Origin of the sequence: Arachnia propionica (assembly GCF_900637725.1) — a bacterium.
GTDB lineage: Bacteria > Actinomycetota > Actinomycetes > Propionibacteriales > Propionibacteriaceae > Arachnia > Arachnia propionica.
Genome location: NZ_LR134406.1, coordinates 596,537 through 610,389 on the forward strand (window position 1 = coordinate 596,537; position 13,853 = coordinate 610,389).

Consider the following 13,853-nt stretch of genomic DNA (forward strand, 5'->3'; position numbering starts at 1 on the left):
CATGGTGTTGGTCGTTTCCTCCTTGAAGAAGTCCTTCGGGTCCCGGGTGTTGTGGGAGAACATCGATCTCAGGGCGGAACGGGGCACCCTGACCGGCCTGATCGGCGCCAGCGGATCCGGCAAGTCAACCCTGCTGAACTGCATCGGGCTGTTGACGGCCCCCGACGGCGGCCGGATCTCCTTCGACGGCGTCGAACTCCTCGAAATGGGATCCACCAGGCGTCGGATCTTCCGGCGGGACACACTGGGCTATCTGTTCCAGAACTACGCCCTGATGGAGGACGCGACGGTCAAGGAGAACCTAGCGGTCGCGATGCGGGGCAGGAAGGACACCGGCCGCATGCGGGAGGCCCTGGAATCCGTCGGGCTTGCCGACCGGTTGAACACGAGGGTCGCCACGCTCTCCGGCGGCGAACAACAACGCGTTGCCCTGGCCCGCATCATGGTGAAGGCCGCCAAACTGATCCTCGCCGACGAACCCACCGGAGCACTCGACCCCACCAACGCCGGAATCGTCATGGGGCACATCCGCGCCATCGCCGACCAAGGGTCCTGCGTCGTGATCGCAACTCACGATCCCTTCGTCATGGACGGCTGCGATCAGCTCCTCAACCTTGACGAGGGCGTGTGAGGAGTTCGCGGCCTCGAGGCTCTCCCGGGGTGTTTCACCTGACCTTTTCCGAACCCACCACCCAGGTGTTGCACCCGCCGATGGCCTCGGAGTGGAAACCCCGCATGCCCCAGTACAGCAGCGACTCCGGGCTGCCGTGGATGCCGTCGTCGACGAAGCTCTGCAGCGCTTTGCGGAGAATTTGGTAGTTCTTCTCGGTGAGCGCGAAGGAATTGTCGCTGCGCATCATTCCGGTGGCGTAGCACTCGGCCTGGATCTCCATCCGGCGTTCCGTCTCGTTCCCTCTGGGAAGTTTGGCCTTGGCGTTGAACAGTTTGCTCTGGGCCTGGATGTGGTGTCCGTACTCGTGGAAGACCATGAGCTTGATCCAGATGGCGCTCGCGGAACTGTCGCGCAGCAGCTTGCCACCGAAGTACAGGCTTCCCCCGTTCGCGGGGCAGTACAGAGCGGGCGCCTGTGCGGTACCGCAGGGAGTGGTCACTGAGTCCCCCTCGTAGTAGTAGACGGGAAGGGAGTGGGCGGAATATCCGAGCTGTTTGAAAACGGGAGTCCACGCCCTGTGTGTGCACTCCACCGCGGGGTCGATCTGCTGTTTCATCTCAGCCATGGAGCCTGCGTGTCCCGGTTCGGGGCATCCGGTCACGTCGGGCCAGGCAAGGTTGTAGATGGGCGCCCGCTGAACCGTCTTCCACGCCGGGTCGTTGGAGTCGGGGCTGGGGAGGGAATCCAGGTTTCCGTCGGGCACCTTCCAGCCGTTTTGTCCCGGCCTGCGGGGGGCGGATGTGGGAGTCGGCTCGGGGGAGGGTGTTGTCGGTTCGGGCGATGGGGTCTGCTTGGGCGGGACGCTGCTGCGCCGGGTCGTCGGGCTGGGGGAGGAAGTCGTGGTCTCCTCGGTGGGTGTGGGTCTCGGAGTTGATTCCCTCGGCCGGGCAGGTGTCTTGTACGGTGTCGTCACGGCGGGTTCGGACGTCGTCTGATTCTTGGAACCGAGGGAACCCACAAGTACCACCAGCAGGGGAACCAGCACGACCAGCCCGAGGACGATACCGAACGCCACCGGCACCCCCGCCCCGCCCTGCGGTTTTGGCGGTTGGGGGCTGTACTGGAAACCGAAACCCTGCTGCCCCGGAGCGTTCCAGTAGGGATTCGTGGACATCGGCGTCCAGCTCTGCTGGGGCATCGGTTGCTGACCCCAAACCGGCTGCTGATTTGCCTGCCACTGCCCGCCCGGACCTGGAACACTCATTCTTTTTCCTTCTTCACGCTGTCTGTTCATGACTGTGCTTGGACGAGAAGTCTCCCACCCGCCCAGTTCATTCGCTTCCGGGGGCGTTCATCCGGAGGGTGGGAGATGGGCTTGCCGCCCGTCCTTGAGCTCGACGAGGAGCCTGGGTTCGGCCTTCAGGTTGGCCATTCCGTTCCAGGCCAAATTGATCAGGTGCCGGGCCACCACCAGCCGTTCCGGTTCGCGGTCGTCCAGCCACTGCTGGCCTGTCATGGCCACCAACCCCACCAGGGCCTGGGCGTACAGGTGCGCGTATCGCGGGTCGTGACCCAGGCGGGCGAACTCGGCGCCCAGGATCTCTTCCACCTGGATGGCGATCTCGCTGAGGATGGAGGCGAAGGAGCCGGTGGGGTTCGCCAGCGACGAGTCGCGCGAGAGGATGCGGAAACCGTCCGGGCAGCGGTCGATGTAATCGAGGAGAGCCAGGGCGCCGCGCTCAAGGGTTTCCCGGGGGCCAGCGCCGGGGTTGTTCAGGGCAGCCCGGATCTCCGCGTGCAACGTGGTGGTCTCCCGTTCCACCACCGCCTGATAGGCGCCGTCCTTGCCCCCGAAGTGCTCGTAGACAACGGGTTTCGATACCCCGGCCCGGGCGGCGATCTCCTCCACGGATGTGCCCTCGAAACCCCGCTCCGCGAACACCTCCCGGGAGATGGTGAGCAACTGCTCGCGCCGTTCCGCCGAACTCAGGCGCACTCGCGAACGACGAGCGCGGGTACTGGCGGGCGTTGGCATGATTCCAGTCTCCCGCATCCGCGGGGCGATACCCAAACAAGGAAGCTCCCGGGGCAACCGGTGTTCATGCCTCCGTCTCACGTACCCAGCACGATGCGAGATGATCGTTGACCAACCCGATGGCCTGCATGGTGGAATAAAGCGTCACCGGACCTACGAAACGAAACCCCAGGTTCTTCAACCGGTGGCTGAGGGCCTCGCTTCCCGGGGTCCGGGTGGGTATCTCGTCGCGGCTCTCGGGCGGGGTCAGCGCAGGGGAGGGGGCGTGTTCAGTGAAGATGTCCGCCAAACGCCCGCCCGCGACGTGCAGGGCGACCAGCGCCTTGGCGTTCGCGATGGCCGCCCGGATCTTCCTCTCGTTGCGGATGATCCCGGAGTCCGCCATCAGGCGGGCGACGTCCTCCTCACCGAAACCCGCCACTGTTTCCGGGTCGAAACCCGCGAAGGCCACCCGGAACGCCTCGCGTTTGCGCAGGATCATGATCCAGTTCAACCCCGATTGGAAACCCTCCAGCACCAGCCGCTCGAGCAGCAGCGACTCCTCCGGGTCATCGGGGAGGGGGCGTCCCCACTCGGTGTCGTGGTAGTGCTCGTACAGCGGATCCCCCGTCCCGAAACAACGCTCCATGGCTCCTCCTCGGATCGATCCTTCAACAGCAATCATGGACGCCCCGGCGCCGGATCCTCTGAAGACGCGACGCCGACGCGGAATTGTGGAAAACCCAGCGAACGGTTCTTTCCGTTAGACTTGTCAACCGGCCCGGGTTACGGGTCGTTCCCCGGTTGGTCTTCCGGCAGGGCCCGCCTGACTTTGAATCAGGACTAGCGAAGTAGGTTCGACTCCTACCCGGGGAGCCTCAGGAGCCTGGTCAGGATCATGTAGGCCAGGAAGATGGCGAGCCCGATGAAGGCCGAGATGTTCACCCCGCGCCGCAGCCGTTTGCCCTGTGGGGCGACCTGAACGGGGATTCCCGGCCCGTAGCCGGCGTTCCCGGCAGCTCCGGCCAGCGCGCGTGAATCGCTGTAGCGGCCGACCACCGGGGCGAGCGAACCCAGTACACCGTTCGCGATGGTCTCCAGCAGGCGCCAGGTGGCCGGGTTCGTCAGGTCCTGCTGGGATTGGGTGTAGCAGAACAGCCAGTAGTCGACCATTTCGATGTCGTAGACGGCGGGTGCGTTCAGCAGCGCCTCCATGACGTTGGGCGGCAGCAGCTGGAAGGCGTCGCGGCCGTAGCCTTCGGGGGCGTAGAGCTGGTAGTGGCTGTCGAAGGGTTCCCCCAGACTGATGCGCTGCGAGGACGCGAAGGTTTCCGGCAGGTTTGTTCCCCAAACGCCGTTGTTCGCCTTGGCGTCGAGCAGCAGGTGCGGGACGGGATGCGGCAGCCGGAACGCGGCGAAGCACCAGCGGTGGGTGGTGCTGTTGTCGCCCGAACCTGTGGTGTATTCGTAGCCGCCGGCATCGGCCAGCACCCCGGTCGGGGAGAACAGGTGGTGGGTGGAAGCCCGGGAACGCCCCTTGCCAAACAGCAGCCCCGGATAGTTGGGATTGGCTGAGCGGATTCCGAGCCGCATCCCGTTGGCATCGGCGAAACGTGCCAGTAGGGCCCAGTCCTTCCTGCGCCGGCGGGATCTCAGGAGGGCGGCGGCGGAAATGAAGACGACCACGACGGGGACGGCGTAGAAGGCGAGCTTGAAGTGTAGGAGACGCCCCGAGGTGTCGGTGAAGTGCAAGTTGCTGGTGGTGATCAGGAAGCTGGCGGCGACCGCGACGGAGATGACCACGAAGATGAGCACGGGAAGCCATGCAAGCGACCCGCGGGATCCGAACTCGCCGCGTCTGCGGCGCTGTTTCAGGATCCGCAATTCCTGTGGAGTGAGGGGCGTCGTCAGGGAGTTCGTGTTGAATCTCACCATGAACCTCAGACTAATCAGCTGAAGGCTCACGTGATAAGGGCGGCTCCCGCCCGAGCCGGACCCGCCGCTACCTGGCGAGCATGTAGGTCATCTGGACGAACAGGAAAAACCCGATGAGCCCGATCAACCCGATGACCAGGAGGATCACCCCCAGGCTCGCCCCGCTCCGTAGGCGCCTGCCCAGCGGTGCCACCGGCGCCGGGGTTCCCGGGCCGTACGCGGCGGGTGCGGTCTCCTGCCCCGGCAGGCGTGAGTCGGAGTAGCGGTTGACGACCGGGGTGAGTGAACCCAGTACGCCGTTCGCGATGGTCTCCAGCAGGCGCCAGGTGGCCGGGTTCGTCAGGTCCTGCTGGGATTGGGTGTAGCAGAACAGCCAGTCGTCGACCATTTCGATGTCGTAGACGGCGGGTGCGTTCAGCAGCGCTTCCATGACGTTGGGTGGCAGCAGCTGGAAGGCGTCGCGGCCGTAGCCTTCGGGGGCGTAGAGCTGGTAGTGGCTGTCGAAGGGTTCCCCCAGACTGATGCGCTGCGAGGACGCGAAGGCCTTGGGGAGGTTGGTCAGCTTCCACATGTTGTTCGCTTTGGCGTCGAGCAGCAGGTGCGGGACGGGATGCGGCAGCCGGAACGCGGCGAAACGCCAGTGATGGGTGGTCCTGTTCCTGCCGCTGCCGGTGACGTACTCGTAGCCGCCGACGTCGGCCAGCACCCCGGTCGGGGAAAACAGGTGGAGGGTCGAGGCCCTGGAACGCCCTTCGTTGAAGAGCAGCCCGGGGTACTGGGGCTCCGCCGAGCGAATCCCGAGCCGCATCCCGTTGGCGTCGGCGAAACGGGCGAGCAACAACCAGAATCGCTGCTGTCGTAGGTATGCCCAGAGCCCTAGGAGGAGAACGGCAAAGATGACCAAGATGGGCAACAGCCACAGGAGCCACATCAGGTTTTCGTGCGAATCCATGTTCACCAGGGCCTCCCAGATTTTTGGGGCCGTGGTCCCGAACATGAGCACGAACACGATGACACCTCCCACCTTGACCCAGGGAGATGCCGGGGAACCGAAATCGCCGCGTCTGCGGCGCTGCTTCAGGGTTTTGATTTCCTGAGGGGTGAGTGGCGATACCAAGGGTGCCGTGTCGAATCTCACCATGAACCTCAGGATATCGACGCAGCAGGTCAGCGGACCTGACCGTTTCGGCGGATCGGGTCGGCGTAGTGGTAGGCCAGCAGGGCCCGCGGCTGGTAGTTTCATACCGTGAGTCCGGGGAGGCCCCGGCGAACCAAGGGAAGGAAACCGCCTTGACCATCCCTGACAGCGATCTGGCTCCCGTCGCAGCGGTCATCGTCCTGGCCGCCGGCGGTGGGACACGAATGAAATCGCGTCGCTCCAAACTGCTGCACGAGCTGTGTGGCAAGTCGATGCTCAGCTACGCCGTCTCGGCGGCCGCTGCACTCAACCCGCATCACCTCGTGGTCGTGGTGGGGCACCAGCGCGTCGAGGTCCTGGAACATCTCGAGTCGCTCAGCCAGAACGTGACCACTGCGGTTCAGGAACAGCAATTGGGAACCGGTCATGCGGTCGCCTGCGGGCTGGGGCAGCTGCCGGACCTCGAGGGGGAGGTGGTCGTCACCTACGGTGATGTGCCACTGCTCACGGGCAAGACCCTCCGCAAGCTCGTCTCCATCCACCGGGCCGAGAGCAACGCCGTCACGGTGCTGACTGCGGAGGTGGAGGATCCAGCGGGCTACGGCCGGATCGTGCGCACCGGCGGAAAGGTCACCGGAATCGTCGAGCACCGGGACGCATCCGACGAGCAGCTTCTGATCCGCGAGATCAACTCCGGCATCTATGTCTTCGATGCTGCGGTCCTGCGTGACGGCCTGGCGCAGTTGAGCACCGACAACGCGCAGGGTGAGCAGTATCTCACCGACATCCTCCGCTACGCCCACGACCTCGATCGTCCCGTCGGTGCGCTGATCACCGAGGACGTGTGGCAGACCGAGGGCGTCAACGACCGCGTCCAGCTGGCCCGGATGAGTCAGGAACTGAACCGCCGCATCCTGGAACGCTGGATGCGGGAGGGTGTGACCGTCATCGACCCGCGAAACACGTGGGTCGATGTCGATGTCGACCTCAGCCAGGACGTCACCCTGATGCCCGGTGTGATCCTTCAGGGTGCGACCACCATCGCCCCCGGGGCGGTCATCGGCCCGGACACCACCCTCCAGGACGTCGAGGTGGGGGAGAACGCCACTGTGATCCGTTCCCACGGGTCCTTTGCGATCATCGGCGACGGGGCCAACGTGGGTCCGTTCTCCTACCTGCGTCCCGGAACCCAGCTCGGCCCTGGCGGGAAGATCGGTGCCTTCGTCGAGACCAAGAACGCGGTCATCGGGGAGGGATCGAAGGTTCCGCACCTCAGCTACGTCGGTGATGCGATCATCGGCGATGGGGCAAACATCGGGGCGGGCACGATCTTCGCCAACTACGACGGCGTGAACAAGTCCACCACCCATGTTGGGAACTCGGCCTTCATCGGGTCGAATTCCGTGCTGGTGGCTCCCGTTGACATCTCCGACGGGGCCTTCGTGGCAGCCGGGTCGGCGGTCACCGACGACGTCCCTACAGGTGGGCTCGCCGTTGCCAGGGGGCGGCAGCGCAACGTCGACGACTGGCTGGTCAGGCGCCGGCCGGGATCGAAGGCCGCGCGGGCCGCGGCCGAGAGCGACGGAAACGTCCATCCCGCAGTCGCCGAGTCGAGGGCCAAGAAGAAGGAATGAAGCGACTCCGCATGAGGAACGAGACTGCGAACAACAAGCACCTGATGCTCTTCTCGGGCAGGGCCTTCCCGGAGCTGGCCGAGGAGATCGCGGCCACGCTCGAGACGAATCTGGTTCCCACCCGTGCCCTCGCCTACGCCAACTCGGAGATCTACGTGCGTTTCGAGGAGTCGGTGCGCGGCTGCGACGCCTTCGTGATCCAGTCCCACACCGCACCCGTGAACGAATGGATCATGGAGCAGCTGATCATGGTGGACGCCCTGAAACGGGCCTCCGCGAAACGCATCACCGTGGTCGCGCCCTTCTACCCGTATGCGCGCCAGGACAAGAAACACCTCGGGCGGGAACCCATCTCGGCCCGGCTGGTGGCCGACCTCTACAAGGCCGCGGGGGCCGATCGGATCATGTCGGTTGATCTCCACGCCTCGCAGATTCAGGGGTTCTTCGACGGCCCGGTGGATCACCTCTGGGGACTGCCGGTGCTGAGCGACTACGTCCGGGAGCACTACGACACCTCCGAGATGTGCGTCGTCTCGCCCGATGCGGGACGGGTCCGGCTGGCCGACATGTGGACCGACGAACTCGGATGTCCGCTAGCGATCATCCACAAGCGCCGCGACCATGAGACGGCCAACACGGTCGCAGTGCATGAAGTGGTCGGCGATGTGCGGGGTAGGACCTGCATTCTCGTCGACGACATGATCGACACTGCTGGAACCATCACCCAGGCGGCGCTCGCGCTGCAGGAGCGGGGAGCCAGCAAGGTCATCTGCGCCGCCACCCACGCCGTTTTCTCGGGGCCTGCGGTGGAGCGGCTGAACAAGTCGGGCATGGCGGAGATAATCGTGACGAACACGCTGCCGATCCGGACCGCCGAGCCAATCGACAATCTGACGGTGCTGTCGATAGCCCCGCTGATCGCGAGGGCCATCAACGCCGTTTTCCGCGACGGATCGGTGACTTCTCTGTTTGGAGGACAGGCATACAAATGAGTGTTCGTGGGGTCAACAAGCTGTCAATCATTGGCGCCGGGGCGGTGGGTTCCTCGCTGGCATACGCCAGCCTGATCCGGGGGGTTGCCCGGCACGTCGTGCTGCACGACATCAACGCTGCGAAGGTGCGGGCCGAGGCCCTCGACCTGGCCCACGGCAGCCAGTTCATGCCGCAGGCGAGGGTCGAGGGATCGGAGGATCCCGAGATCACCCGGGGTTCCGACGTGGTCGTGATCACCGCGGGCGCGAAACAGAAACCAGGGGAAACCCGGATGGATCTCGCGGCCTCCACCGTGAACCTGATGAAGAAGGTGATTCCCCCGCTTGTGGAGCGTTCCCCGGAGGCGATTTTCCTCATGGTGACCAACCCGGTGGACGTCACCACCTACGCGGCGCTGAAGATCAGCGGCCTGCCTCGCAACCAGCTGTTCGGCTCCGGCACGGTGCTGGACTCCTCCCGGCTGCGGTATCTCGTCGCCGAGGCCTGCGAGGTCGCGGTGGTGAACGTGCACGCCTACATCGCGGGTGAGCACGGCGACTCCGAGATCCCGCTGTGGAGCGCCGCCACCATTGGTGGTGTCCCGCTGCTGGACTGGGAACGCCAGACCGGGAAGCTGGACGAATCCACCCGCGACTCGATCGCGGACCAGGTGGTGAACGCCGCCTACGAGGTGATCGCGGGAAAGGGCGCCACCAACTACGCCATCGGGCTGGCCGCCACCCGGATCATCGAATCGGTGCTGCGTGACGAACACCGAGTGCTCCCGGTCTCGAGTCTCGTGGAGGACTGGTACGGCATCAAGGATGTCTGCCTTTCCGTTCCCACCATCGTCGACCGCCAGGGCGCCGGTCACACCCTGAGGCAGCCCCTGACCGACGGTGAACTCGGTTGCATGCACGAATCCGCCGACGCCATCCGTTACACGCTGAACTCGCTGGGGTTCTGAGATCCTGAATCCGTCCGTCCCTGGCCGGTGCCTGACCGGCGGGGCGGGCGGTGTGATCAGGCAGTGTGTTCCCGTGACGCCGGCCGGGGAATTGCCCCGCGCTGGCGCAACCGGGAGACCACGCGGTTCAGGCCCACGGGGGTCAGGCCGAGATACTGGGCCACCTCGCGCTGCGACATCCGCGCCGCCAGGCGGGGATATTCCTGCAGGAAGGCGAGGTAGCGTTCCTCGGTGCTCATGGTCAGGAACTGGTACTCGCGGTGCGTGTGGTAGGCCACCAGACGCAGCAGGGCCGCGGTGGTGAAGCGGTACCACTCCGGATGGCGTTTCGCCAGGGCGGAGAGGAGCCGGATCGGGGTGCCGACGATGATTGAATTCTCTTTCGCCAATGCGCGCTTGCGGGAGAGGGCGAGCGGGGAATCCATGATCTGGTGGTTCGTGGGGAGTCCCAACATCTCGCTGAACTCGCGGGGGTTTGTGTTGAGGAAGATATCCCCCTGCTGCATGTAACTGGCGATGTGGGATTTGCCCTTGATGGTGACCATGGAGGTGATGGTTCCGTTCAGCACCAACCACATCATGGGCTGGTTCCCGTTGGGCATTGGTTGCCCGGAATCGATCTCCATCACGATGGAGGAGGCTGCGCAGAGGTTCCAACCCGGCATGGGACAGCCGGCGATATTCTCCACGGATCGCCGCGCGATGTGCTCCCAGCGGGTGCCTACGAGGTGGGTGGCACTGGTCATGATCAGATCTTAACCCCGGTTAACTAGTGATTTTCCCGTTAGTTAACTGTATCCGGGTCCAAAATGCAAAACCGTGGCAGGGCAAAGGTGATTATGCACCCCTGCCCGGGAGTGTGTGATTGATGTTTTGTTCACATCAGAGGTTTTGCCGGCGAGTGTCATCGGCCTCGTCACCGGGATCAGGGTAGTACCCCTAGCCGGCCTCCGGGGGACCGTGGCACCGTGGTCTGGAGGAGGCCCGCGAACTGCATTCCTCGGGACGATCCCCTGCTCGCGGGGGAAGGATAGTTTGAGATTGTCAGTTCAAGAATCAAGGAAGGTACCGAAGTGAGCATCGCTCCACCCGCAGTGGCCCCCGCCTGTGGTGCCCAGAATTTGACGAAGGTGTTCGGGGAGGGTGGGTCCCGGCCCGTAGTCGCCGTCAACAACGTGACCCTCGCCATCGAGGCCGGATCGTTCACGGCCATCATGGGACCGTCCGGCTCCGGAAAATCGACTTTGATGCACTGCATGGCCGGACTGGACCGTGCCACCAGCGGATCGGCCTGGGTGGGCGATCAGGATCTGTCCCGGCTGCCCGAGCGGCAGGTCACCAAAATCCGGCGGGACAAGATCGGCTTCGTGTTCCAGTCCTTCAACTTGCTTCCCACCCTCACGGCGGAGCAGAACATCCTGCTGCCGCTGGAACTGGCGGGCCGCAAACCGAATCGCGAGGTGTTCAGGGAGATCGTCGACTCCCTGGGGCTCGCCGAACGCCTCACCCACCGCCCGAGCCAGCTCTCCGGGGGTCAGCAGCAAAGGGTCGCGATCGCGCGGGCACTGGTCACGCGCCCGCAGGTGATATTCGCCGACGAACCGACGGGTGCCCTCGATTCCCGCACGGGCACCGCCCTCCTGCAGTACCTGCAGCGATGCTCCCGTGAACAGGGGCAGACCATCATCATGGTCACCCACGACCCGAAGGCCGCGGGATATGCTGACCGGGCCTTGGTGCTCTCCGATGGGAGCATCGTCGACGACGTGGCCCGGCCCTCTGCCGAGATCATGCTCGCCAGCCTCGGTCGTCTGGGGGCGTGATGCTACGAGACGCAATCAACGAGATCCGGCTGCACCCGGGCCGGTTCGTCGCGACGTTGCTCGCCGTCGCAATCAGCGTCGGATTCATCTCGGCGATCATGATCGGGGTGCGCACCGAGGAGAACTCGATGACGCGTTCCGGGGCGATCGCGGTCTCGAAGTCCGACGTGGTGGTCGAGCAGGTCAGTGCGAATGAGCAGATCAAACCGGACGAGGTGCTCAAGGCCATTCAGGGGGCCTCCGGGGTGACGCAGGCGGAGACCTCCATGGTGGCGCTCTTCCCGCTGACCCACGAGAACTTCTCGGTTTACAGCAACGCGATCGTGCTGCCCTCGGCCGAGTTCCGCTGGGCCTCCCTCGCCGAGGGTTCCTGGCCTTCCAAGGAAGAAGAGATCACCCTGTCCAAGGCGGGGGCGGAGAAACTCCACGTGAAGGTCGGGGACAAGGTCACCATGGGCTTCTCGAAGGATGAGCGGAGCGGCAGTTATCGGGTCGTCGGCATCACCAACGACGCGCCCTCGCTCTACTCGACGAACTCCTACGTCACCGGTCTCGGGCCGGACCGGCAGGCATCCAAGTGGGTCGTCAAGGCCCAGGACAAGGCTGCGGCCATCGCATCCATCAAACGGGCCCTCGAACCGTTCGGATCGGACAACTTCAAGGTCAGGACCGCGGACGACTACCGTAACGATCAGATGAAGCAGCTCACGGGTGGGTTCGACGTCTTCCGCAACCTCCTGCTGGGATTCGCCGCGATCTCCGCGGTCGTCGGCACGATCATCATCGCCAACACCTTCACGATCCTCATCACCCAACGCCGACGCCAGATCGGTCTGTTGCGGGCCGTCGGCGCGTCGACGGGTCAGGTCGCAGGAAGGCTCTTCGCGGAGGCCGTTCTGCTGGGGCTCGTCGGTTCGCTGATCGGCGTGGGCATCGGGGCCGGTGTCGCAGCAGTGGCGGGTATCTGGACGGGCGCCATCTACTGGGGCCTGGTGTTCCCGCTCGGTGAACTGGGGATCGCCGTTCTCGCCGGTGTGCTGATAACCGTGTTCTCGATGATCGGCCCGTCGCTGGCAGCCACCCGGGTCAGCCCCCTCGAGGCCCTGCAGGTGGTGCCCAGCGCCGCCCGGGTCAAACGGTTGAGCATCACCCGTGGGGTGTTCTGCTGTCTGTTCCTGCTCCTGGGGGGTGGCTTGGTCTTCCAGGCCTTCGTCAACCCGGCCATCGGGTTGCTCTGGGCCATTGGCGGCGGCGGTTTCCTCTCCCTGGCGATCCTGCTGGCGGCGCCGTTCTACGTGCCGGTGCTGCTGCGCCTGTTCGGGTGGCTCCTGGGATTCATGGGTTCCACGGTCAAGCTGGCCACCAGCAACTCCGTCAGGAATCCCCGTCGCGCCTCGGCCACGGCGGTGGCCCTGATGCTCGCGGTGGGGCTAGTGGTCACGCTCCAGGTGGCCGTTTCCACCATGCGCACCTCGGCCCTTTCCGAGATCAACCAGCGCTACCCGGTGGATGTCAGCGTGCGGGACTATGACGGTCCCCTCAAATCCGGTGTGGTGGAGGAACTCCGCAGGAACGATGGGGTAGCGAAGGTGGTGGAGATCTCCAGCAAACAGGTCGAACTTGGCCGCAGGAAGTTCTCCGTCCGCAACGTGAACGCCGCCCGCGCCGAGCTCGGTCTCCCGGACCGGATGAACGCCCCGGACGGGGTGATCCTGGTCAGTCCGGAAACCGCGGAAAGGCTGCCCGACCGGGTGGACCTGCCGGGCGCGGGACAGGTGGAGGTGCGCTCCTCGAAGTCGGTTCGCTATGACGCGGCGGCGGTTTCCGAGTCGACCTTCGAGAAACTGCCCGGGCAGAGCGAGATCCGGGAGGCCTGGGTCAAGTTGACTGATCGGACCTCCAGCACCGCTCTGAACCAGGTGATGAAGGTGATTTCTCCCCTGTCCTCTGAGGTCGATATCGGTGGCGGCGCCACCATGGCCGGGATGCTGGAGCAAATCGTGAACGTGCTCCTCATGGTGCTGACCGCGCTGCTCGGTGTCGCCGTGGTGATCGCCCTGGTCGGTGTCGGCAACACCCTCGGTCTGTCGGTGATCGAGCGGCAACGCGAGTCGGCGCTGCTGCGGGCCCTCGGCATGCAGCGCAGGTCGCTCCGGTTGATGCTGCTGGCCGAGGCGATGCTGCTGGCCGTGGTGGGCATCGTGATGGGTGTCGCGGCCGGTTCGTTCTTCGGCTGGCTGGGCGTGGTCACGTCGCTCGGCATGTTGGACGAAACCTCCCGGCCCCAGGCGGTGTTCTCCGTCGACATGCTCTACACGGGTGGTCTGATCCTGGTCTGTGTGGTCGCGGCGGCCCTCGCGTCGGTGCTGCCCGGCAGGCGCGCGGCGAACGCCACCCCGACGGAGGCCCTCGCGGCCGAGTAGCGTCCGCTTGCCGGGAAGCCCGAGTGGCTGATGCTGAATCCCGCGGGATCGGCATCAGCCACTCGGCCGTTACGGGACCGGTCGTCGGCCTCTTAACGCTCGATCTCGCATTCCAAGGCCAGCTACGACCTGGTGTGTGAGGACGAAGACTGGTAGTGGGACGCCGGGCTCGGCTACAACCCCGCGCGGAGCATTGCGTTGGCATTGGAGCTGTCTCTCGCCTCGGCCTGCTCCCGGTCCTTCATCGGGCCCTGTTCCACCGGTAGTCCGTACCCACTGAAACGGCAGCTGGTCTCGTTCTGCACTTGCACCCACCGTACTTACTGTATATGCT

12 protein-coding genes and 1 tRNA gene are annotated in these 13,853 nt (G+C 65.0%); 7 read left to right on the top strand and 6 right to left on the bottom strand.

Annotated features, from left to right (window positions below; all coding sequences use genetic code 11):
• Position 1 precedes the first annotated feature (1 nt).
• Positions 2-631, top strand: a complete 630-nt coding sequence (locus EL272_RS02685) for an ATP-binding cassette domain-containing protein (RefSeq protein WP_014845673.1) — start codon at positions 2-4, stop codon at positions 629-631.
• Positions 632-665: 34 nt separating this feature from the next.
• On the opposite strand, the gene EL272_RS02690 is transcribed toward EL272_RS02685, so the two are convergent.
• The 3 genes from EL272_RS02690 to EL272_RS02700 form a co-directional block, all read right to left on the bottom strand.
• A complete protein-coding gene (locus EL272_RS02690; RefSeq protein WP_159424570.1) occupies positions 666-1,877 on the bottom strand; it encodes a neutral zinc metallopeptidase in 1,212 nt (403 codons plus the stop codon).
• A gap of 87 nt (positions 1,878-1,964) precedes the next feature.
• Positions 1,965-2,603: a TetR/AcrR family transcriptional regulator gene (locus tag EL272_RS02695; protein ID WP_244926136.1), complete on the bottom strand. Its 639-nt coding sequence runs from the start codon at positions 2,601-2,603 to the stop codon at positions 1,965-1,967.
• Between the two features lie 109 nt (positions 2,604-2,712).
• Complete coding sequence (locus tag EL272_RS02700; protein WP_061788237.1) at positions 2,713-3,276, bottom strand: DNA-3-methyladenine glycosylase I; 564 nt, start codon at positions 3,274-3,276, stop codon at positions 2,713-2,715.
• A gap of 148 nt (positions 3,277-3,424) precedes the next feature.
• Here EL272_RS02700 and EL272_RS15210 point away from each other — a divergent pair.
• A tRNA-Gln gene (locus EL272_RS15210) sits at positions 3,425-3,503 on the top strand.
• On the opposite strand, the gene EL272_RS02705 is transcribed toward EL272_RS15210, so the two are convergent.
• Both EL272_RS02705 and EL272_RS02710 read right to left on the bottom strand, forming a co-directional pair.
• Positions 3,492-4,562 (bottom strand): hypothetical protein, encoded by a 1,071-nt coding sequence (locus EL272_RS02705; RefSeq protein ID WP_061788238.1) that lies wholly within the window; start codon positions 4,560-4,562, stop codon positions 3,492-3,494. The genes EL272_RS15210 and EL272_RS02705 overlap by 12 nt on opposite strands.
• 67 nt (positions 4,563-4,629) lie before the next feature.
• Positions 4,630-5,703 carry a hypothetical protein gene (locus EL272_RS02710; protein WP_061788239.1) on the bottom strand — a complete coding sequence of 358 codons (1,074 nt, stop codon included), beginning with the start codon at positions 5,701-5,703 and terminating at the stop codon, positions 4,630-4,632.
• Between the two features lie 149 nt (positions 5,704-5,852).
• Between EL272_RS02710 and glmU the strand changes: the two genes are divergently transcribed.
• Genes glmU through EL272_RS02725 form a run of 3 tightly spaced genes read left to right on the top strand, consistent with a single transcriptional unit; the run spans position 5,853 to position 9,273 of the window.
• Positions 5,853-7,334 carry a bifunctional UDP-N-acetylglucosamine diphosphorylase/glucosamine-1-phosphate N-acetyltransferase GlmU gene (glmU, locus tag EL272_RS02715; RefSeq protein WP_061788240.1) on the top strand — a complete coding sequence of 494 codons (1,482 nt, stop codon included), beginning with the start codon at positions 5,853-5,855 and terminating at the stop codon, positions 7,332-7,334.
• Positions 7,335-7,345: 11 nt separating this feature from the next.
• Complete coding sequence (locus tag EL272_RS02720; protein WP_014845679.1) at positions 7,346-8,326, top strand: ribose-phosphate diphosphokinase; 981 nt, start codon at positions 7,346-7,348, stop codon at positions 8,324-8,326.
• Positions 8,323-9,273, top strand: a complete 951-nt coding sequence (locus EL272_RS02725; protein ID WP_014845680.1) for an L-lactate dehydrogenase — start codon at positions 8,323-8,325, stop codon at positions 9,271-9,273. Before EL272_RS02720 ends, EL272_RS02725 begins: the two co-directional genes overlap by 4 nt.
• Before the next feature lie 56 nt (positions 9,274-9,329).
• On the opposite strand, the gene EL272_RS02730 is transcribed toward EL272_RS02725, so the two are convergent.
• Positions 9,330-10,019 (bottom strand): Crp/Fnr family transcriptional regulator, encoded by a 690-nt coding sequence (locus EL272_RS02730; RefSeq protein WP_041696149.1) that lies wholly within the window; start codon positions 10,017-10,019, stop codon positions 9,330-9,332.
• Positions 10,020-10,346: 327 nt separating this feature from the next.
• Between EL272_RS02730 and EL272_RS02735 the strand changes: the two genes are divergently transcribed.
• Together EL272_RS02735 and EL272_RS02740 are read left to right on the top strand one after the other, a co-directional pair.
• Complete coding sequence (locus tag EL272_RS02735; RefSeq protein ID WP_014845682.1) at positions 10,347-11,096, top strand: ABC transporter ATP-binding protein; 750 nt, start codon at positions 10,347-10,349, stop codon at positions 11,094-11,096.
• On the top strand, positions 11,096-13,519 hold the full coding sequence (locus EL272_RS02740) for an ABC transporter permease (protein WP_014845683.1): 2,424 nt from the start codon (positions 11,096-11,098) through the stop codon (positions 13,517-13,519). Before EL272_RS02735 ends, EL272_RS02740 begins: the two co-directional genes overlap by 1 nt.
• The last annotated feature ends 334 nt before the right edge of the window (positions 13,520-13,853 follow it).